The sequence below is a fragment of the Moritella dasanensis ArB 0140 genome, assembly GCF_000276805.1.
Lineage (GTDB): Bacteria > Pseudomonadota > Gammaproteobacteria > Enterobacterales > Moritellaceae > Moritella > Moritella dasanensis.
Map to the genome: position 1 here is coordinate 42,964 of NZ_AKXQ01000024.1, position 19,682 is coordinate 62,645.

Below are 19,682 nucleotides of genomic sequence, written 5' to 3' on the forward strand. Positions count from 1 at the left end.
ATAGAGGCTACTATAAGTTTTACTTAAAACCACACCATAGTTTGTGCTGCAAGACCAAATTTATTTGAACCACCATAGCTTGCACCAAGGTCAAGTTGGAAAACATTAAACGGTGATAAACCTACACCAGCGGTAACTACTTGGCTTTTATTGCCTTGTAAATCGTACATATAACCGGCACGAAACTGTATCGCTGACTCTGAACCTATTTCACCACCAATTTTCAACATTTGAGTATCGTCAAAACTATCTCCAATCCCAGATAATGTATCCATATCTTGATAACGCTGTGTAGCATTTAAATCAATATCCATCGCTAGCATGGCATAATTACTGCTCCAACTAATACCAGTTGTCACGACAGGATTGAGATTATAACGAGCACTAGAGCCATTCATTGGTTTTAAATCAACTTCTTGTGGTATTAAGTTTTTTACTGCCGCGCCGACACTTAAACCATATAACAATCCCATCTCCATACCCAAATCAAGGTTAAAGCCACTTTCATCACTGCTAGCACCATCTTTGTACTTGTCAGGATCAAAATCATTAACGACTTCAGAGTAGTTATAAGTGGAAATAACGTTATATTTTGGTGAAAAACCAAAATGCATGCCACCGTAACGAGTATCAAACTTACGCGCAAAAGTCATTCCTAATTCTAAAACAGAGATTGCGTATACGCTTACTTTAGAATTGACATCGCCGGGGACTACATCTGCAAATGCTAATGAATCAGCATAGCCTTTAATAAAAACATTGGTGGAGTAATAACGTGTAGGTACTGATGCAACGAGGCCAAAGCCAGCTTCGTAATAAGATTTATCACCAATAAGTTCTAACGGATCAGACGGTAGGTCATTAAATAAATCATTTTCATCATCAATTTGAACACCAAGCACAGGGGCTAGTAAGCCAAAGTCATCACGTACGTCATGCTTTGCCGCCATTGCCGGGTTATGAAACGAAGCGGTGACATAATCTGCCGTCGTGACACCAACGCCACCCATTGCATATGAACGCGCATCAAACTCCGTCGCCAACAGCGAACAACTTGTGAATGCAATCCCTAGAGATAGAGGTAACAATAATGCTTGGCGACGTTGAATGTTCATCAGCTCATGAGTCCTTATGATATTTGAATCGCGATATCTTTAATCGCACAAATTATAATATTTATATCGTCAGCTCTGCTGACAACTTTAGGCAATTCGTGTTGCCGCCTAAAATATACAATTAAACATGCTATTTATGTGCCAATTAGTCATGGTAGGAATAATATGTAATACGGTATGTATGTTCAGTAATGCAGCAGTCAAACTGTAAATCTTAGTTTTTTATTGACCTTTGCAGAGTGATTATCTAAAGTACGACTCGTTATATTCTATATAACTATTTATTTAGGTGACGTGTCCGAGTGGCTGAAGGAGCACGCCTGGAAAGCGTGTAAAGGGTAACCTTTCGAGAGTTCGAATCTCTCCGTCACCGCCATTTAACTACTTAGAGATGCTTATGCATCTTTTTTTGTGCCTGAAATTCAGTAATAACTCACAGCTCACACTATCCCAAATCTAACCCAACTTATCCTGTGAATCCTACGCTTTAACCACAAGGACCAATCTAGGTAATATATTCCCCCCTACTAGTTACAGATTACATATCGTCAATACCGAAATGCCTATAATCGTCGACGATGAGCGCTACTCGTTAACCTTATCGGATAACAAGCAACCTACATCTACATCTACATCTACAATATTATTTAATCAAGCACTGACTTTTCTTCTAAGCTATCAATTGGAAAGCTAAAGAAAGGGGTTGAGAATTTATCACTGCGAGATCGGGCGATGCTACCATCATGTGCAGTGGTGACACCCGTATTGTTGTCTTTAATAAAATAGTACATTTCACTTACGCCGTGATACATACGTACAGCAAGGATATCCAATGACGGCATTTCCCCGTCAGTACTCACCCAAAATACCGGCACACTTAAACCATATACATCCTGGTCAGTCCCTAAAGACGTGAAAAAGAAATCAAATTCAATATCAGCGTCTGCTGCTGAATCAACGAGATTAAGCTTGAATCGACTAGCTAACTCCATTTTCAAACGTTGTTCAGCATAAACAAGTGCTTCTGTTTTACTAATGAAATGCGTGCGTACAAAAATGGATTTTGAACTCAATTCAGTAAAGCTATTATCTGGCAGGTCTGACACTAATTCGTTAATGCTATAGGTCAGTAGTCTTTGGCTAGTGGATCCGCGGTATTGATCTGCGCTCTCTCGTGTCGAGCAAGCACTCATAGTGAAGCAAACAGTCGCGATGAGAAAAATACGCGTAAACGTAGAATTGAACATGAACATCCTTGTGGAAAATAGTAATCAACGAACTTTATACTACATGTTGTCATGTAAACCAAAGTCATTGCTCACTGCTAACCCACATTTCAGACTAATTTATATTCTCGCAACCGATATAACATATTTAAATGTTCGAGTGTAGGTGGAGAATTGAGTGACAATAACGCATCACATCTGTATCCCCCACCTATCTCATTATCAATTACAGTTTCTGTTTATGACGGTATTGTTCATACCAATAACCGAGCGTATAAATGCAAATCGTCACATCCGTGATAGCAAAAGCAATGAAGTCTACGTTTAAATGCGCCGTTTCTGGATTGAAAAAATTCGACATGAATAAATACACCATGAATAATTTTTCAATAAACGAGTAAAGCATGATTGAACCACGCCACGGCACAATAAACGCAGATAACGTAATAAAGAACCCCATCAAACCAACCATGATGCCCCAATGCCTAAATAGGAATACATAGTTGTCGTCATACGGCAGGTTATTCATTTTAAGTAATGCTAATTCAGGGTTGATCGCATAGATACCCGCGAACATTGTGATTAAACCGCCGATGACAAGAAACGGCTTTAAATGGCGTGTAAAAAACATAGTCTATTCCTATATGAAACTGCTTACATAATAGTGCTTAGATGACGAAGTATTTAGAATGTTACGTTAGCACCGATAAAGTGGATCTTGCCGTCGAATTCACCAGTGATTTGGGTATAACTTTCACCAGACCGATCGATTGCCATATTGCCTAAATCAGCATATTCGTAGAAGATATCAATACGGGTTTCATCCCAATAAGTCGTTGCGCCAACAGAGTAGCGGTACTGCTCGCCGACAGGTAAATCAACCCACTGTTTCGTTGGATCATCTTGCGGAGACGTTTCATAAGAGAAACCGGCTTTTAATGCCCACTCAGCGTTTAACTGATAGTCAGCACCGACAGCAAACTTCCATACATCATCCCACTCACGGTCAATGCCAAGACCCGTGGTGTTATCGGTATAAACAGGTGTCTCGCTAAATTCGCTCCACTGATGAAATTGCACTGAAGAAAGTAACGTAAGTTTGTCATTCAAATCATAGCTACCACTTAAATCGACAATCGCAGGGATAATCAGCTCTGTTCCAACACTCAAATTAGCTGGGCTTAATTGGGTAAGATTGACGTCAATATCGTCAAATTCATGTGCTATTTTTGAACGGTAGCTTAAACCGACAGCCCATGTATCAGCTTGATACATCGCGCCAGCATTATAACCAAACGCCCAGTCAGTACCCGTCCCCGTATCAAAACCTGACGTACTCACTTCGATCATGCCGTAATTGATTTGTGCGCCAATCCCCACTGACCAGTTATTATCAATCTTATAACTCATGGTTGGGTTTAATTGCACAGCTGTCATTACTGCTGTATCTAAATGATTACCGCCATCCCAATCAGTACCGTAATCAATTGATGATCCGCCGACTGCGCCAAAGTTAACACCTAAATGGATATCCTCGCTGACCTGCACGACATGGAATATCCCAATGGCAGGCATCACCGTTTCAGCATCTGCATCACCATGAAACTCATTACTCTCATCGATTTCAGCATCGGTATAATCCATCTGCAAATCAAGCACCATCATATTAACCGTGGTTTTCTGTTCGCCCATGTGCGTCATCGTCGCTGGGTTGGTCCAAGACGCTGTTGCAGTTTCGGTATAGACACCATCACCGGCACCTGTTGTACCCGCGTTAGCAACAACCGCTTCTTGTAACAGCAGTCCACTGGCATTGGCGTATGTCGAGCAAATCAATAATGCTAATAGTGTTTTTTTCATCAGAATATCCATCAATATGGGTCATAAAAATATACCGATATGATAGATATAAAATCCGGCAGAAAAATCAGTAATATTACGGATTCACTTTGGTTTTTTTAATCAACAAAACAAACAGTTTACCAATCAGTTTTTCGCCAAAAATACGCTGCGCCCAAACCATTAATTTCGCATCAAGCGTGCTTTGGTAACTAAGTCGCGGTGAAGGGCTAAAACCTGCTTTTATCAAGGTGTTCACCGTTGAACGAGTGTCCGAACCAGATCGATAAGCATTGTCTAAAAAGTCATGGGATTTATGCACCACTTCTTTATAACAAGCTAATGTGTTGGTGTTTTTCATATCCGCTAATTGAATAGCGCCCAATTCTGTTTGCACACAACCGGGTTCAACCGTGACAACTTGAATATTAAAGCCTTCACTTCCTGTGCTAAAGCTTTAACCATGCCATTTAGTGCGTGTTTACTGGCTGAATACCAAGCGTTCATACTGGTCGAAACACGACTCGCAATCGAGGTGGTGAAGACAATACGACCAGCGCCTTGCTCTCGCATGTGTGGTAATACAGCACGCGCGAGTCTTGCTGCGCCATAGACATTGGTATCAAACAGCTGATGTACTTTTTCGATACTGGTTTCCTCTACAGGCCCTGCAATGGGAAATCCGGCGTTGGCATAGACAATATCAATATGCCCGACTTCTTTAGTCATGGTATCGACAATATCGATAATATCTTTTTCTGAACAGACATCGACTTTATGTATTTTCGCGCCCAGAACAGCAAGATTATCGAGTTTATGCAGTCGGCGAGCACCGCAGTAAACATGATGACTATCCTTCAAAAGTTGAATAGCTAAGTCGTAACCAATACCTGAAGAGGCACCAATGATAAGTATATTTTTTTTCATGATACGGTTTCTCTCAATTAGCTTAAATCTATGTGTTGAGAAATTATAAGGATTGACGAGAATAGGAAATACGGTAATTTTACGGATTTAAACATTCACCTCGCGTTGAAACCTGTATAATCCAGCTAAATTTGTCCGTCCTAACTCGATGAACGTATGCACTTGAGTATGCCGGTCGAAGTATTATTGAGTGTTAAGTTATCAGCGCTTATTTTATGTGTGCTGATAAGCTATATCGATTAATTTTTAAATTGTAATGTGTAGGTGAAATAATTGAGTAAAAATAACGAGTCACATTTAGTGCCAAATCGAGAATGTGGAGAGTGCACAGCGTGCTGCGTTGTACTGCAGATTGATGATGACAACTTTAGAAAGCCTGCCGATCAAGTTTGTACCAATTTGATGGACAAAGGCGGTTGTAAGATCTATACCAAAAGACCTTCAGTATGCCAAGAGTGGCATTGTGCATGGCGCTTTATGGCACAGCTAGACGAAAGCTGGCGTCCAGATCTGTCTGGGATCATGTTACGTTCAGACGAAAATGGCATTATTTTTCAGCCAATACGCGATCCTAAAACCGTGTTAATCACAGCGCAAGCAATAGAACTTATCGGCGGCGGTGTAGCGCAAGGCATTCCAATGTCTATGTCTATTCCGGTTAAGCAAGGTTACCGCAGTTATAGCACCGCGCTCAATGAACCTTTAGCGGCGGCTGTAGAGGCAAGAAGCTTACCGATGATCCAAGACAAGATGATTGAACTGATTGAATTTTCATTAGCGCAGCAGACGTCGCAAATCCCAAGTATCGACCGTAGCTAATACAACATCGAACCCTTTAACGACCTAAAGAGAAATAATGCCATGGACGTATACACCCAATTTGAAAGTCTATTAGGTACGGTTACCGTGCATGGCAATGATGATGGTTTACTGGGTATTTGGTATGAAAGCCACGCCAGACAGCTCAGTGATTTTGGCAAGCAAGTCGATGACCACCCGATTTTGCAACTCGCGGTAACTCAGCTGCAAGAATACTTTAACGGTCAGCGTCATGAATTTTCTATTCCGTTAGCGGCGAATGGCACTGAATTTCAAAACAAAGTATGGCAGGCGCTCACGACTATCCCGTATGGCGAGACATGGAGTTATAAAGACTTGGCTGTCGCAGTCGGTAACCCCAAAGCATCGCAAGCTGTTGGTGGCGCAAACAGTAAAAATCCAATATCGATTATTGTGCCATGTCACCGCGTCATTGGTAAAAATGGCAGCCTCACAGGTTACGCGGGTGGTTTAGATATAAAACAACGATTATTAAACTTAGAAACTAAGCATCATCGTTCATCAAACTAAAACTCAAGGCCATACACAATAAAGTCAGGAACGGGTACGCAATGTGATCAGTTTCTTTCTCTCTTTTATTTCATCTTTTCTTCTCTCACTCCACCTAAATCCGGCAATATTAAAACATACAGCCTCTCAACACCCATAAACCGACCTAAAGACCATGATTTAACTAAATAATAAATTTTTTAAATCAATTGTGATCTATTCTTTAACTACTCTCGTATTGTTATCTATAGCAACAAAATAAAACACTTATAAAACATCAAATCGTTCCAGCATGGATGATTTTTAAATTAATTTTTGAAAACGGCGGCCACTATGATCATACCAAAAACAACAATTACGCTCGGTATCAGTGCTTGTGTTAAAGGCGAACCGGTTCGTTTTGATAAGAGTCATAAAAAATCAGACTTCTGTATGAATGAATTAAGCAAACATATGGAGTTCAAAGGCTTTTGTCCCGAAATGGCGGTAGGGTTACCGACGCCACGACCAACAATACGTCAAATTAAACACGGCGATGTCATTGCTGTAAGTCGCCCTGATGGTAGTGGTGACGTAACGCAAGCGTTGACAGACTATGGTCAGTCGGTAGGTCGTAACATTGATGGCTTGAGTGGTTTCATTTTCTGCCAGAAAAGTCCAAGTTGCGGTATGGAACGCGTAAAAGTGTATTACGAACACGGTAAAGGCAGTGCAAATGACGGGGTTGGGCTGTTCACAAAACAAATCATGGAGCTAAACCCACTGTTACCTTGTGAAGAAAATGGTCGCTTAAATGATGCAGGATTACGTGAAAACTTTATTATTCGCGTATATACCTACAAACTTTGGCAAGAACTGGTCGCCAGTGGTTTAACAAAACATAAACTAATTAAATTCCACAGTGAAAGAAAATACCTGTTAATGAGCCATCACACCCCATCATACAAAAGCGTCGGTACATTATTAGGCCGCGCAGATATAAGCTTAGAACAGATGGCGGATGAATATATTACAGGCCTAATGACGGGGTTAAAACACATGGCAAACCGTAAAAGCCATACCAATACCCTACACCATTTACAGGGCTATTTTAAATCCCATTTAAACACCGATGAAAAATCGGAGCTCACCCAACACATCGATGATTACCGCACGGGTTTAGCACCATTATTAGTGCCATTAACGCTGATTAATCACTATTTAAAACAGCATGCGAATGAGTATTTAACCTCACAGGTGTACCTTTCTCCTTACCCTGATTCGCTAAAACTAAGATACGGTATTTGATTTGATGAAAGTAGTTAATGGAAGGGTATAAGATGATGGAAAATAAAGCTGAAAGTGTCATGTGGTTTCGCAGCGACTTACGCGTATTAGATAACCCGGCCTTGTCTCGCGCATTAAGACAAGGTTGCACTAAGGCCTTATTCATTGCGCCGCTTGAACAATGGCTGCAACATGATATGGCGCCTATTCAGCTTGATTTTATCGAACGTCATTTAAATTTATTGCAAGGCCAGTTAGCTGAATTAGGTGTTGAACTAACTTGTTTAACCGTCAGTGATTTTGACGAACAAATTAGCTGCTTAACCACCTACTGCCAAGCACAACAGATCAAGTATATTTACGCCAACAGCGAAGTCGAACTAAGCGAACATCGCCGTGATAAAAAGATCATCGCCAATGGCCTGCAGTTACAACTCACCGAGGCCGATGTCATCGTGCCAAAAGGGTCGGTAATGAATGGCCAAAAAGAAATGTATAAAGTCTTTACGCCCTTTCGTAACGCCTGGTTAAAACAGCTAAGGCAACATCCGTTAAACTTGGCTTTTTTACCTGACCCAACGACAACCGTAGCACTCGAACAGCCAACGGCAAACATCGTATTAGCGGGCGATAAAATTTGCTCAAAAAAATGGCCTTTATCAAACGTTATTTTACAGCAAGTGGTTCCCGAATTTATTGACAATAAGTGTCAGGATTACCAGCAATTAAGAGACTACCCAGGGGTAAAAGGGACGTCTGGATTTTCCCCTTACTTAGCGATTGGCGCGATAAGTCCGCGTACGCTAGTTAACGCCCTGACACAAGCTTTCCCAGCATTACTCGACGACACAGCATCATCTGCGTTTTGCTGGCTCAATGAACTGGCGTGGCGAGACTTCTACAAGCATTTACTCTTTCACTTTCCCGCATTGTGTAAACATCAGAATTACCAACAAAAATATAACCACTTGTATTGGCCTAACGACAACGCCTTGTTTGATGCCTGGTGCCAAGGCAAGACAGGCTACCCTTTAGTCGATGCAGCGATGCGCCAGCTATTACAAACGGGTTGGATGCACAACCGATTACGTATGGTCGTGGCGAGCTTTTTAACCAAGCATCTATTGGTGGACTGGCGACGTGGCGAGCGTTTCTTTATGCAGCACCTTATCGATGGTGACTTTTCCGCGAACAACGGCGGCTGGCAATGGGCGGCGGGGACTGGTTGTGACGCACAACCCTATTTTCGGATTTTCAACCCGATAACCCAGAGTAAGAAATTTGATGCTGAAGGTGAATTTATTCGTAAGTTCGTACCAGAGCTAGCAGCATTACCCAGTAAGCAGATCCATTTCCCCCATCCGTATTTAGCGGATACAGGGCAAACGGCGATCTATTACCCGCCCATTGTCGATCACAAAACTGCGCGGGAGCAGGCACTAGGATTTTATAAGCAGCACCTTTCCCTTTAATATCTTTTCAATAATATATCGCTTGTCTCGTTTATCAGGCGGTATATCTTATGATTCTTACCTTGTTTTTTATTAACATTTTATTTGGGTATTATTATTATCGCTTTATTATTGTTTTAGTTTATTTTTATATTATTTCTTATGGTAATGTTTGAAGCATCTTGGATTTTAGTTAAATGTAATAATTTCTAACCCCCTCCCCCTGCACAATACTGTGCCTTTAATAATTATTAAATTATTAAATCAGTAGTTTTACGGTACTAAGTGTCCGTGCAGTTTATTACCATAAGTCAACTTTAAAGATATGATGAAAACAAGAGAATACGATGCAGTTAGGTAATGACACAGTAGACAGAAATAATATGGTAGAAGAGTACAAACTTGAGATCGATGGTAAAATCATATCGTCAAAAACTAAAGTCATTTTAGATTCTGATTCCGGGCTAATGTTGGCGATAATCTCTCGACCACAACGCAATATTATTCATATGTTATATAAAAATGCAGGGATGATTTTCAGTAAACAAAACATTAAAGACATTGGCTGGCCGGGCCGCATTGTCAGTAATTCTTCTGTTGTGGTGGCGATATCAGAAATTAGAAGTGTGCTTGGTAATGATAAAATAATAACCATCTCGGGTGAAGGTTACTTCTTCAACAATCTATTATAACGTTTTATTATGAGCCTTAATCGCTGTTAGTCATAAATCAGTGAATACGAAAACCTGCGAATCCGCGAGCAGGTCTTCGGCCAAGAAAATACGGTAAAAAATGACGTTATTATTCAGCAAACAAGCCTGTCACATTACGTAGCGGGTCTAACACCGGCGCTTTACGCTGTTTTTTCGCTTGCATGATCGTCATAGTTTCTTCTAAACACAACATACCTGATTGCCACGTTGCCATGTATTTCAAACTGTCATCGACGCCATGATCACGGCTGTAATTAAGCATTTCTTTACTGCCTGTGACTGCCAGTGGTGAGTGAGCAGCTATTTGGCTGGCGATCTGCAATACCCCATCCAACATAGCCTCTTGTGTTTCAAAGACTTGATTAACCAAACCAAATTTATCCGCTTCAGCAGCACTAAAATTACGTCCAGTGTAGGCCAGTTCTCGAACAATACCTTGGGGTAAAATGCTCGGTAAACGCTGCAATGTACCCAGATCGGCAGTAATACCTAACTCCACTTCTTTAATGGTAAAGAACGCATCTTTGGTGCAATAGCGCATGTCTGATGCTGCAGCTAAATCTAACGCACCACCAATACAGCCGCCTTGAATGGCCGTTAATACCGGTACCCTTAATTGCTCAAGGTCGGTAAAGACTTGCTGTAATTGCATGACAAAACGGCGCATGGCTTCGCTAACACGGGCTTTATCTTTACCCATCGGAAACTTGTCAGGGCTTTGGAATACTTCTAAATCCATACCTGCGCAAAAATGTGGGCCTTGCGCCGAAATAATCAAGACGCGTAAATCATCACTCATCGAAAGTGTAGAAATAGCCGCTGGAAACTCGCGCCAAAAATCTAAATTCATCGAATTTAATTTTTCAGGGCGGTTAAATTCGATATGTGCAACCTGATTTTCAAATGTCAGGGTAAACGTATTATAGGCAAGTTTATTTTTCATTTCATCAGCTCCTTGATCATGATTACTTCATGCTAACAAAATCAAACACAGCCAGCATTATCTTTAGCCAACATATTATTATCTGTATCTGACAATTGACTAAACTCTTCATCCGTATCTATTTTTCATCCTTATAACAAGTGCTATGTGGCAGTGCACTCATAAAAAATTAAAAAATGTGAAGTCAACCACAATGCAGTAAGAACATATCACTTTAGGACTAGTTGCATTAAAGGTTGTGATCAAAATCGCTAAATTAATAACTCTAAATGGTTATCATAACCACAAGTTAGAGTTATTACTCTATAAGTGAATTGGGAAGTTATAACAATCATCGGAGGTATTATGAACATTCCTGTTTGGCAATACGCTGTATCTATGACTGGATACATTTTGTTTTTATTAATATTGGTCGAAGGCATGCGCCGAGCACCAAGAGCTACAGCAGTATTCTGGCTACTGTCATTATTAACCGCACCATTATGGGCTGATAACTTAGATGGCTGGTTCCGCTGGGTTAAAACCGTAAGTGTGCTTATTCCAACAGCTATTGTTGTTGGTGGTGCACGTATTGCATGGCTCTATCATGATAATCCAAATAAGTTTTTATCATTCTTCCGCGGTGATTGGGTATTGAAAGTGCTGTATGCCGTACTCTTCCTGAATATTGCCGAAGCAACAGCAAAAGATTTCGCTACCGCTAACTACTTCAATGCTATATGTGGTGTGATCTTATGTATTACGATCCCATTCCCACGTTACAAAAATGGCGAACGTATGTATTGGGTGATCGGTCGTGGTAAACCTAACGATCTACTCTTCTACTCTACAGCAGCATGGAACTTCCTATACACAACTTGGAATCTAGCGTTTGTGTTCGGTGAAAACCCAGGCTTCTTCGCAAGTTCATTCTGTATCTTAATCGCTGCAGAGCTATACCCAATCATCAAAGGACGCCCAGAGCTATACGTCATCGCACGTGTATATACGCTGGCCTTCCATATATTGGTTCGAGCCAACTCAGACATCTTCACCCCTGTGATGGATTCGTCTAGCTGGGCCAATGATCAAGTACTTTGGTTCTGGGGCGCAATTAACCTTGCACTACATATTCCGTTCGCTATTTGGTACTTCAACAAAAAACGCAACAATCCAACTGGTGAGCCACCTTGTGATGCAACAGATCAACCAGTTATTGGTGACTATGCAGGTACAGAACAAGACCCTGCGTGGAAAGGAAGACTAAGTAAAGCTTAACCACATAAATCGTAATCAATACCTAGTGCCCACAGTCATGGGCACTATTTAAAATTCTAAAATAAAGGGAAATAATAATGACAACCAGGATTAACTCACTGTTTATAGCAATGTGTGCCTTGTTATTCATGTTGTTCGCTAGTGGTGCTAATGCAGCGCCGCCGAGTGATGATATGACATATGTAGCTAACGTTGAAGGTGAAATATGGCAAGGTACACGTGATGGCCAACCAGGCCAAGGTAGCCTATTTTACCGTTTAGAATTTGGCGCTGACAATGAAGTTGTAGTGACAAAGCAATCGGGTGGTTTTAATCACTCAGAACCGCACCCGTACCGTCAAGAAGGTAATCAAGTAATCATCGACAGTAGCAGTGATGCACTAATTGGTGATTTTGATGGCGCAACAATGACATTCTATGCAGAAGATCGCATGTTGTTTGAAATTCCAGGTGACCAGTTTAAAGTTCACAAATGGTATGCAAAACGTGCCTATAGCCACGTATTCTTCGTGCTAATTGGTTTAATGTTATTAAACGAATTATGTCGTCGTGTACCAAAATCGAACTACGTTATCTTCTTCATCCTACCTGTAGTATTACTACCACTTTGGTTGAGCTACGATGTTACATACTGGTTTAAATGGATAAAACTATATTCAGTAGTTGGTGCGGCCGCATTATTCACGCTGATCAGGTTTACCAAAGTAGGTAATATGAAATGGGCTAAATTCGGCGCTGCTGCATTCCTTGTAATCAACATCTCCGAAGCGGTTGCTCAAGATTTCAGTATGGGTCTTAGTATTGGCGCTGCTGCAAACATTCTTAACGCTATCGGTGGTATTTTATCTATCATCACGCTTACTGCTTGGGCTAAAATCTACTCAGATAAGTCGAAAGAAAGAGATATGATTTGGCCAGCGATGACATCATTCTGGATCATCGCCTATGACGTTTGGAACATTGTTTTCGTATACCTAAACTTCCCTGGTTCGGCTGCTGCACAATTCATGGTGCTTGTTGCTGCGACACTACCTGCAATGCTTATTAAACCTGGTACTTGGTTACAAGCACGTGCAATTACGCTTGCTGGTTCATTCATGTACTACTTCTCAAACCCTGCAATGTTCGAAAGTAACGTAGTTATGTTACCGCGTACTGATAACTTAATGTTAGCAGCAGGTTTAGCTAGTTTCGTTATTAATGGCGTACTTGCTATAACTGTATTTGGTCCTAAATTGAAAGCGCGTCAAGCAGCTAAAATGGCTTAACGTTAGCCATCAATAAGACAGTACAAATATAGCTTAATAGGTTAGTAGGTTAGTAGGTTAGTAGGTTAGTAGGTTAGTAGGTTAGTAACATAGCATGAAAATATAGCCTTGGAAGTTAAGGCTATATTTACTGCGAGCCCTATGATGACACGAATAATTGTCAGGTTTAATGCCGCCTATATTTTACAAAAATAGTTAAACGCAACAAAACTGAGAGCCAAAGCACAGCGTTTAAAATAAGTACCAACAAAGTATTAGATTGAATCTATTTCGTGACAAGTATCACGTCAAAAAGTTCAAAATAATATTAACATGGCCTCAAGTTAGAGTTAATACTCTACATCAAAACAAGACTCTAAGTCATTATTTATAAAAGATAAATCATGTTTGGAGAAAAGTTTATACAGATGAAGAGAAAAATTCTAAATAAATAAACCATAAAAATTTCCTATTCAATAAATAATGACCAACGGAGTAAATAATGAAAAAAGGTATCTTAACTCTTGCAGTGTTAGCATCTTTTTCGTCAATGGCTGTGATTGCTGAAGAAGCAAAAACAGATGGTCCAGATATGGCAGACCCAACGGCAGTTTATGCTTATGCTGGTTTGGCTTACGGTAACAAAGGCCTTGATTTTGAAGCCATGGGTGTCCTAACTAAAACCGATACACAACGCAGTGGTTTTATCTTCGAAGCCAAAGATATTTTGGATGAGGATAAATATACAGAACCTAAAACTGGTCGTGAAGTTTCTAGCCGTAACTACCGTTTACGCTATGGTAATATCAATACCACAAATGGCCTAGGTGGTTTTGTTGATGTTGTTGCGGCTGAACATCCATTTTTCGGTAACATGGTGGTGGCACAAGCGGGTCCAGTAGCAACCATCCCTGTAGGTGATGACATCTACATCTGGCCAATGCTGTTAGTTGGTGGTGTCGTAGCTGAAGATAATACCTCACAGTTGCTTGATATGAAGATTGCAGGCGCTATCGCTGCGGGTGCACCAGCAGAAGCTATCGCCGCATTAGAAGCACAAAGAGCAATGAGTAACTTGTCTTCTGAAGGCATGGATTGGATGACGACAACCGGTACTGTAATGACTTATGTCCGTTACCAACCACATGATGATTTCTTTGCCCTAGGTAGCATTCGTTATACCAAAGCGCTTGCAGGTAAAGAGTGGGATACCGATATCGCAGACGGTGGTTTACAGATGGCGTCTACCGCTTGGGATCTCAAGCTTGGTTATTACCTAACCAGCACACAAACAGTCACATTATTCTATAGCGGTGACAATACTAGCGCTGACGATAAATACAGCCTTGGTTACAAATACGCATTCTAATTTAAGTTACACAAAGGCTATATCTGCATTTTATCCTAGATATAGCCTTATGACATAGCTAGGTAAATTACATTCAGGAACAATACAATGAAAAAAAAAGCTTTAGTACTAACAACCCTATTAATGATGAGCACTGGTCTTCAAGCTGCAACTGAGATTTCAGGCGTCAGCGTACCAGACAGCATTACGCCACAAGGTGAAAACTTACAGTTTAATGGCGCTGGTATTCGCAGCAAGTTCTTTATCGATTTATATGTTGGTTCATTATTTACCAACGAAAAAATGAACCAAGGTAATGATGTTATTAATAGTGATGAAGCCGCAGCGATTCGCTTAAATATCACATCAAATATGATCACATCAGAAAAAATGATCAAAGCAATGAAGGAAGGTTTCGAACTGGTAACCGCAGAGAAAAATAATAACCTGGATACCAAAATTGCATCCTTTATTGATACTTTCGCAGATCCGATTAAAAAAGGTGATCAATTCACCCTTTTGAGTGTGCCAGGTGAAGGATTGATTAACTATAAAAATGGCGAATTTATGTCGATTACATCTGGAGAAGATTTCAGAAAGGCAGTAATTTCGATCTGGTTAGGTGATAAACCAACAGATAAAGGCTTAAAAAAAGACATGCTTAACGGTTAGTTCAGCAAAAGATGCCGGCTGCCCGCTGTGAATAGGCAGCCGTCATCTATCCAATCCAAATCCAAATCCAATCAGCAGACAACTTATTCCAGGAATCAATAGCATGAACCCTTTTTCGTTATGGCGAACACTGTTTTTTCCACAAAAAAATGCTTGGGACAAAAACCAAATTCAATTTGTTGAAATAATACTTTTTTTTACGTTATTGTCTTTTGTCACCGGTATCTACAGTTTTTTAAAATGGTACAACAATGACCAACAAATACTGATCTACACCTCATTATTTTTGATTGGTGCCGAATTCATTGCAGCCCTGGTATTACGCCTATTTAAAACGCCAAGCCTGGCGCTACACATCGGCTTTACAGGCATGACGATCAATGCTTTAAATCTTGTTTACCAAACCGGTGGTGTGATCATTTCACCACAAGCATTCTGGATCCCACTGCTAATTATCTCTTTTTTCCTTACTGCAAGTTTAACCATGGCAATGTGCTGGAGTGGTATTGTTATTGCCATCACAGCTTGGATGGTAAACCAATCATTGCATAACATCGAACAGCCTCATTTAGTTTTATCACAAGCCAATATGATTACTGAAACTTGGTCGGGTATTATGGTGCCGCTGGTTATCATTTGTATCGCCCAAGCCTATACTGCAAAGCAACGCCAAAAATCGATGCTTGCATCTACGATCGCACAACAAGAAAGCCAAGCGGCGGCCGAACAATCTCAAAAAGAAGAGCAAAATTTAAGTCGTGTATTGGCATTAGCCAGTGGCAATGCCAATCAATTAACGACCGTCGCAGAACAGCTGTCACAACAATCAAGTGAGCTACACTGCCAAGTAGACGATCTTAATACGACGTGTGATACCCAAGCAAGCGCCGCAGAACAAATGACAAGTCGTCTGCAACAAATGACCTTAGATTTCCAGCAATCGGAACAGTTTGTACAGGGATTACACTTACGCAGCGAAGAAATTAATAACCAAGCACAAACCAGTGCATCATCATTAACGGCCTCAACAAATGCGATCAGTAGTATTTTACAGAGTAACCAAGAAATGGTGGTCGTTGCAGACCTGATCACAGCAGTCGCAGAACAAACCAATTTATTAGCACTAAATGCAGCTATTGAAGCCGCTCGCGCAGGTGAACAAGGACGTGGCTTTACCGTTGTTGCTGACCAAGTCCGAGATTTATCGGCAAGAAGTAATCAAGCCGCTCGTGAAATAAGGCAGTTACTCAGCAGGAGTACCCTTGAAGTTAATCAAGGCCAACATGTTATCAGTGAAACAGTCACCGAATTATCCGAGATTATTAACAAAGTGGGCGGTACACTGACAGATGTACAACAGCTAGCAAAAATAATGGCAGAGCAAGTGGATGTTTTATTAGAGCTAAATCTCGCGAGCCAAAATGTAGCAGAAAGTGTCGAGAAAACGAGTCAAGTATCTGTATCCGTAGCGACCCAAGGCACCCAACTATCACAACAAGTGATTATTTTAAAAACGCTTGCCAATGACCTCAACACTGTAATTGAATTATCATGATTTTTCGAAATAGTTAGTTATACAGATCAATTATTTATCTTGTTTTTACCACAGAACGTAAGATTAGCTATGCAGGTGTAGTTAGAAAGAGGTAAAATAGCTATCGTATAATTCATTTAATATCGTTGGAGGATCAGCTGTAAATGCCACATCATGCATATGAATTAGCTATCAGAGGTTATGCACTAAAACTCATTTTAGGTCAGTTGCTGTTAGTCATATTTATTGTTTCAGCGACTTATCTTGGGACAGATCATAAATCGACACGCTCTGCTGCGTTAGGTGGGATGATCTTCTTGGTACCACAATACATCTTTACCCGATTATCATTTTTATATACTGGCGCTGCAAATGCCATGCGCGCGAATACATTTATGATCTTGGGTCATGCGTGTAAATTTGCTCTCATCTTTATTTTATTTAGCGTGATATTACCGCTACCAGAGATCCAGCATTTCTATTTATTTATTACCTTTGTGCTTGTTATGTTTTCACAAATATTTAGCTTGTTGAAACCATTACCAGAACAATATCCAGCTAAGTTAGCGTTATCAGGCAAGGCAGTAATAGAAGAGAAAGAAAGTGTAGATATCGACGCGGGTAAACAAGGTCTTTAATAACAAAAGCATACAGGGACAACCAAGATTATCCCTGTATTGCAGGCTAAATTAGTCTGCTAATGTCGGCAGAATAGCTAATTTTTTAGCATGGTTAAACGGACGTAAGATATAACGGTTATGACGTTTTACAATCGAACGATTCGTTGAACCAAACACTAAGTAACCGTGTGAGTACATTTTATCAATAAATGCCTGATCACCATGACGAATAAACACTGAAAGCGGGCTTTCTAATGCGCCGTCGGTATCAGAGAAAGCACGGTCATAAACTTCAGCACAAATCACCACTGAATTTTCACCACTTGAGCTTAATTTAAATTTATCCGTCACATTACTTTCAGTTTCAATCAACCAGCCGTCTTTATCCAGCTCAGTTAAAATATCTTCCAAAATAAACTGGGTTAGATTTTTATATTCCAGTTCGCAAATCTGAGTGTAAACACGCTCAATGGTCTCAAATCGCAGTTTAAAATTAGCTTTTGGCCCTAATGTTCGGCTTTCTTGTAACCAAATTCTTAAATCACCCGCTAAAATGATATCAAAACGCTTTTCTTTTAACGCCGTAATGATCCAATTACCCAAAAAGTGTGTTTCAGATACTGGATTTTGTAGGCTACGTTTTTCAGCTTGCGCGTCAGATAACGCTGTTAAACCTTCTCTAACGAGGTTCAACATATTCACGTTATAGGCTTTTTCTTGATCAGACATGTTTGTTCCTTTGGATATTAACCTGCGAATAATGCGCTTAAAGACACATTATTGATACCCGCGTACGATATATATGCACCAAACACAATTGGTAGGATGACATATATAAGAGAATAAATGGTAAAACCAAATGGTCGACCCAATGCTTTGGTCATAAAGTCTAAACGCGCTTTTTGATGTTTTGCCTTCGCGCGTGTTACTAAAATATAACCGCCGTGACAAAACATGAATAGACCTAATGCTAACGTATAAAAATCCATAAAATAACCTTGGTAAAGAACAACAAAAAATAAACAACGTGTGCTAACAGCGTAAAAACTATCACGATGTACTGTTTTGCTATTAAATTGTGATAACTTCGTGATAATTATAAATCTAATTACCGCTATAGTATATACAACAGCTAGTGCATACCTCACTAGATAATTGATACGATGGATGGATAGACATGAAATATTTAATAAAGTTGTTAGCTATCAGCAGCCTACTCTTATCATTTAACAGTTTCGCTAAAGATCCTATCTACACTGGTTATTTTAGCAGTGAAGCGGTAAGCGGATACGATACTGTTGCTTATTTCACCCAATCGAAAGCCGTGAAAGGCTTGAAAAAATTCAGCTATGAATACCAAGGTGAAAACTGGTACTTTAGCAACAGTCAACATCTGGCGTTGTTTAAGCAAGCACCAGAAAAATATGCACCACAATATGGCGGTTACTGTGCCTTTGCGGTGGCTAAAAACGATACTGCATCGTCAGATCCAACGCAGTGGACCATCGAAGATGGTAAGCTTTATTTAAATTATAATGCTGATATTAAACAGCAATGGTTAGCAGACAAACTAAACTTTATTGAAAAAGCCGATCAAAACTGGCCACACGTATTGAACTAAACTGAATTGTACTGAATAAGTCGCCACAGAGTGATGGAATATAAACATAATAAAAAGGACATTTGATATGCTAACAAAAAAACGTATTTACACTATCGCCAGCTGGGTTATCGTGGTTTGGATTGCTAAAGTATTTTTATCATCAATCCCATACAAATTTTCTGGCCACCCAGATACCATGCATATCTTTTCCACCATAGGTTCATGGATGGCAACGACTCTATCTGTTGATTTAGGTAGTTTCTTTGCCGAATACGGCGCGATTGTTGTTGGCAGTGCAGAGTTAGCAACAAGCCTACTGCTATTGAGTCCTTTACTACTATTACTGAAAGATAAAATGTCTGGTGAAAGCAGTGCTACTTTACGAGCAAAAATTCATGCCCTTGGAGGTTTAGCGTCATCGGGGATTATGGCTGGTGCGGTATTCTTTCACCTATTCACCCCATTAGGTGTTGAAGTCTTACATAACGGTAAAAGTGACGGTGGTTCATTATTTATGGCGGCAGTTTCAATCCTTGTTTTAGGCTTAGTGTTATGCGCCATTAACTTAAAATTAATCAAAGCAGAGTGATCC

22 protein-coding genes and 1 tRNA gene are annotated in these 19,682 nt (G+C 40.3%); 14 read left to right on the plus strand and 9 right to left on the minus strand.

The window, feature by feature from the left end; translation table 11 throughout:
• Nucleotides 1-23 precede the first annotated feature (23 nt).
• On the minus strand, nucleotides 24-1,115 hold the full coding sequence (gene traF / locus A923_RS0117410; RefSeq protein ID WP_017222972.1) for a conjugal transfer protein TraF: 1,092 nt from the start codon (nucleotides 1,113-1,115) through the stop codon (nucleotides 24-26).
• Between the two features lie 288 nt (nucleotides 1,116-1,403).
• Between traF and A923_RS0117415 the strand changes: the two genes are divergently transcribed.
• Nucleotides 1,404-1,491, plus strand: a tRNA-Ser gene (locus tag A923_RS0117415).
• 271 nt (nucleotides 1,492-1,762) lie between these two features.
• Here A923_RS0117415 and A923_RS0117420 read toward each other — a convergent pair.
• The 5 genes from A923_RS0117420 to A923_RS22555 form a co-directional block, all read right to left on the minus strand.
• A complete protein-coding gene (locus A923_RS0117420) occupies nucleotides 1,763-2,362 on the minus strand; it encodes a hypothetical protein (protein WP_017222973.1) in 600 nt (199 codons plus the stop codon).
• A 205-nt stretch (nucleotides 2,363-2,567) separates the two neighbouring features.
• Nucleotides 2,568-2,972 (minus strand): hypothetical protein, encoded by a 405-nt coding sequence (locus A923_RS0117425; RefSeq protein ID WP_017222974.1) that lies wholly within the window; start codon nucleotides 2,970-2,972, stop codon nucleotides 2,568-2,570.
• Between the two features lie 53 nt (nucleotides 2,973-3,025).
• Nucleotides 3,026-4,201, minus strand: coding sequence for an OmpP1/FadL family transporter (locus tag A923_RS0117430; protein WP_017222975.1), 1,176 nt, complete (start codon nucleotides 4,199-4,201; stop codon nucleotides 3,026-3,028).
• A 76-nt stretch (nucleotides 4,202-4,277) separates the two neighbouring features.
• The gene (locus A923_RS23280) at nucleotides 4,278-4,577 is read right to left on the minus strand and encodes a hypothetical protein (RefSeq protein WP_017222976.1); all 300 of its coding nucleotides are present in this window, start codon (nucleotides 4,575-4,577) and stop codon (nucleotides 4,278-4,280) included.
• Nucleotides 4,547-5,107: an SDR family NAD(P)-dependent oxidoreductase gene (locus A923_RS22555; RefSeq protein ID WP_237716238.1), complete on the minus strand. Its 561-nt coding sequence runs from the start codon at nucleotides 5,105-5,107 to the stop codon at nucleotides 4,547-4,549. The genes A923_RS23280 and A923_RS22555 overlap by 31 nt, the downstream gene beginning before the upstream one ends.
• Before the next feature lie 273 nt (nucleotides 5,108-5,380).
• Between A923_RS22555 and A923_RS0117440 the strand changes: the two genes are divergently transcribed.
• From A923_RS0117440 to A923_RS0117460, 5 genes are all read left to right on the plus strand, one after another.
• Complete coding sequence (locus A923_RS0117440) at nucleotides 5,381-5,926, plus strand: hypothetical protein (RefSeq protein ID WP_026006319.1); 546 nt, start codon at nucleotides 5,381-5,383, stop codon at nucleotides 5,924-5,926.
• Nucleotides 5,927-5,968: 42 nt separating this feature from the next.
• Complete coding sequence (locus A923_RS0117445) at nucleotides 5,969-6,457, plus strand: methylated-DNA--[protein]-cysteine S-methyltransferase (RefSeq protein ID WP_017222978.1); 489 nt, start codon at nucleotides 5,969-5,971, stop codon at nucleotides 6,455-6,457.
• 312 nt (nucleotides 6,458-6,769) lie between these two features.
• A complete protein-coding gene (locus A923_RS0117450) occupies nucleotides 6,770-7,723 on the plus strand; it encodes a YbgA family protein (protein WP_017222979.1) in 954 nt (317 codons plus the stop codon).
• A 35-nt stretch (nucleotides 7,724-7,758) separates the two neighbouring features.
• Nucleotides 7,759-9,174 (plus strand): deoxyribodipyrimidine photo-lyase, encoded by a 1,416-nt coding sequence (gene phrB, locus A923_RS0117455; RefSeq protein ID WP_026006320.1) that lies wholly within the window; start codon nucleotides 7,759-7,761, stop codon nucleotides 9,172-9,174.
• A 326-nt stretch (nucleotides 9,175-9,500) separates the two neighbouring features.
• Entirely contained in the window at nucleotides 9,501-9,845 is a 345-nt protein-coding gene (locus A923_RS0117460) for a winged helix-turn-helix domain-containing protein (RefSeq protein ID WP_017222981.1), read from the plus strand.
• A gap of 109 nt (nucleotides 9,846-9,954) precedes the next feature.
• Here A923_RS0117460 and A923_RS0117465 read toward each other — a convergent pair whose 3' ends face one another.
• A complete protein-coding gene (locus A923_RS0117465; protein WP_017222982.1) occupies nucleotides 9,955-10,809 on the minus strand; it encodes a crotonase/enoyl-CoA hydratase family protein in 855 nt (284 codons plus the stop codon).
• A 345-nt stretch (nucleotides 10,810-11,154) separates the two neighbouring features.
• Between A923_RS0117465 and A923_RS22335 the strand changes: the two genes are divergently transcribed.
• The 6 genes from A923_RS22335 (at nucleotide 11,155) to A923_RS0117495 (ending at nucleotide 17,505) form a co-directional block, all read left to right on the plus strand.
• Nucleotides 11,155-12,066 carry a hypothetical protein gene (locus A923_RS22335; RefSeq protein WP_017222983.1) on the plus strand — a complete coding sequence of 304 codons (912 nt, stop codon included), beginning with the start codon at nucleotides 11,155-11,157 and terminating at the stop codon, nucleotides 12,064-12,066.
• A gap of 77 nt (nucleotides 12,067-12,143) precedes the next feature.
• Entirely contained in the window at nucleotides 12,144-13,334 is a 1,191-nt protein-coding gene (locus A923_RS0117475) for a DUF5692 family protein (protein WP_017222984.1), read from the plus strand.
• 481 nt (nucleotides 13,335-13,815) lie between these two features.
• A complete protein-coding gene (locus A923_RS0117480; protein WP_017222985.1) occupies nucleotides 13,816-14,682 on the plus strand; it encodes a hypothetical protein in 867 nt (288 codons plus the stop codon).
• Between the two features lie 87 nt (nucleotides 14,683-14,769).
• Nucleotides 14,770-15,333 (plus strand): chalcone isomerase family protein, encoded by a 564-nt coding sequence (locus A923_RS0117485; protein WP_017222986.1) that lies wholly within the window; start codon nucleotides 14,770-14,772, stop codon nucleotides 15,331-15,333.
• Nucleotides 15,334-15,436: 103 nt separating this feature from the next.
• Complete coding sequence (locus A923_RS0117490) at nucleotides 15,437-16,888, plus strand: methyl-accepting chemotaxis protein (RefSeq protein ID WP_017222987.1); 1,452 nt, start codon at nucleotides 15,437-15,439, stop codon at nucleotides 16,886-16,888.
• 143 nt (nucleotides 16,889-17,031) lie between these two features.
• A complete protein-coding gene (locus A923_RS0117495) occupies nucleotides 17,032-17,505 on the plus strand; it encodes an ATP synthase subunit I (protein ID WP_017222988.1) in 474 nt (157 codons plus the stop codon).
• Nucleotides 17,506-17,556: 51 nt separating this feature from the next.
• Here A923_RS0117495 and A923_RS0117500 read toward each other — a convergent pair whose 3' ends face one another.
• Nucleotides 17,557-18,216: a DUF2913 family protein gene (locus A923_RS0117500; protein WP_017222989.1), complete on the minus strand. Its 660-nt coding sequence runs from the start codon at nucleotides 18,214-18,216 to the stop codon at nucleotides 17,557-17,559.
• Nucleotides 18,217-18,233: 17 nt separating this feature from the next.
• Nucleotides 18,234-18,476 (minus strand): hypothetical protein, encoded by a 243-nt coding sequence (locus tag A923_RS0117505; RefSeq protein WP_017222990.1) that lies wholly within the window; start codon nucleotides 18,474-18,476, stop codon nucleotides 18,234-18,236.
• Nucleotides 18,477-18,664: 188 nt separating this feature from the next.
• On the opposite strand from A923_RS0117505, the gene A923_RS0117510 reads away from it, so the two are divergent.
• Both A923_RS0117510 and A923_RS0117515 read left to right on the plus strand, forming a co-directional pair.
• Nucleotides 18,665-19,108: a YHS domain-containing (seleno)protein gene (locus A923_RS0117510; RefSeq protein ID WP_017222991.1), complete on the plus strand. Its 444-nt coding sequence runs from the start codon at nucleotides 18,665-18,667 to the stop codon at nucleotides 19,106-19,108.
• Between the two features lie 67 nt (nucleotides 19,109-19,175).
• Nucleotides 19,176-19,679: a hypothetical protein gene (locus A923_RS0117515; RefSeq protein ID WP_017222992.1), complete on the plus strand. Its 504-nt coding sequence runs from the start codon at nucleotides 19,176-19,178 to the stop codon at nucleotides 19,677-19,679.
• Nucleotides 19,680-19,682: the final 3 nt, after the last annotated feature.

Bases quoted from the DNA above. Each gene is read 5' to 3' on its own strand.
- traF (WP_017222972.1), bottom strand. From the start codon at position 1,115: ATGAACATTCAACGTCGCCAAGCATTATTGTTACCTCTATCTCTAGGG.
- A923_RS0117420 (WP_017222973.1), bottom strand. From the start codon at position 2,362: ATGTTCAATTCTACGTTTACGCGTATTTTTCTCATCGCGACTGTTTGC.
- A923_RS0117425 (WP_017222974.1), bottom strand. From the start codon at position 2,972: ATGTTTTTTACACGCCATTTAAAGCCGTTTCTTGTCATCGGCGGTTTA.
- A923_RS0117430 (WP_017222975.1), bottom strand. From the start codon at position 4,201: ATGAAAAAAACACTATTAGCATTATTGATTTGCTCGACATACGCCAAT.
- A923_RS22555 (WP_237716238.1), bottom strand. From the start codon at position 5,107: ATGAAAAAAAATATACTTATCATTGGTGCCTCTTCAGGTATTGGTTAC.
- A923_RS0117445 (WP_017222978.1), top strand. From the start codon at position 5,969: ATGGACGTATACACCCAATTTGAAAGTCTATTAGGTACGGTTACCGTG.
- A923_RS0117450 (WP_017222979.1), top strand. From the start codon at position 6,770: ATGATCATACCAAAAACAACAATTACGCTCGGTATCAGTGCTTGTGTT.
- phrB (WP_026006320.1), top strand. From the start codon at position 7,759: ATGGAAAATAAAGCTGAAAGTGTCATGTGGTTTCGCAGCGACTTACGC.
- A923_RS0117460 (WP_017222981.1), top strand. From the start codon at position 9,501: ATGCAGTTAGGTAATGACACAGTAGACAGAAATAATATGGTAGAAGAG.
- A923_RS0117465 (WP_017222982.1), bottom strand. From the start codon at position 10,809: ATGAAAAATAAACTTGCCTATAATACGTTTACCCTGACATTTGAAAAT.
- A923_RS22335 (WP_017222983.1), top strand. From the start codon at position 11,155: ATGAACATTCCTGTTTGGCAATACGCTGTATCTATGACTGGATACATT.
- A923_RS0117475 (WP_017222984.1), top strand. From the start codon at position 12,144: ATGACAACCAGGATTAACTCACTGTTTATAGCAATGTGTGCCTTGTTA.
- A923_RS0117480 (WP_017222985.1), top strand. From the start codon at position 13,816: ATGAAAAAAGGTATCTTAACTCTTGCAGTGTTAGCATCTTTTTCGTCA.
- A923_RS0117485 (WP_017222986.1), top strand. From the start codon at position 14,770: ATGAAAAAAAAAGCTTTAGTACTAACAACCCTATTAATGATGAGCACT.
- A923_RS0117490 (WP_017222987.1), top strand. From the start codon at position 15,437: ATGAACCCTTTTTCGTTATGGCGAACACTGTTTTTTCCACAAAAAAAT.
- A923_RS0117495 (WP_017222988.1), top strand. From the start codon at position 17,032: ATGCCACATCATGCATATGAATTAGCTATCAGAGGTTATGCACTAAAA.
- A923_RS0117500 (WP_017222989.1), bottom strand. From the start codon at position 18,216: ATGTCTGATCAAGAAAAAGCCTATAACGTGAATATGTTGAACCTCGTT.
- A923_RS0117505 (WP_017222990.1), bottom strand. From the start codon at position 18,476: ATGGATTTTTATACGTTAGCATTAGGTCTATTCATGTTTTGTCACGGC.
- A923_RS0117510 (WP_017222991.1), top strand. From the start codon at position 18,665: ATGAAATATTTAATAAAGTTGTTAGCTATCAGCAGCCTACTCTTATCA.
- A923_RS0117515 (WP_017222992.1), top strand. From the start codon at position 19,176: ATGCTAACAAAAAAACGTATTTACACTATCGCCAGCTGGGTTATCGTG.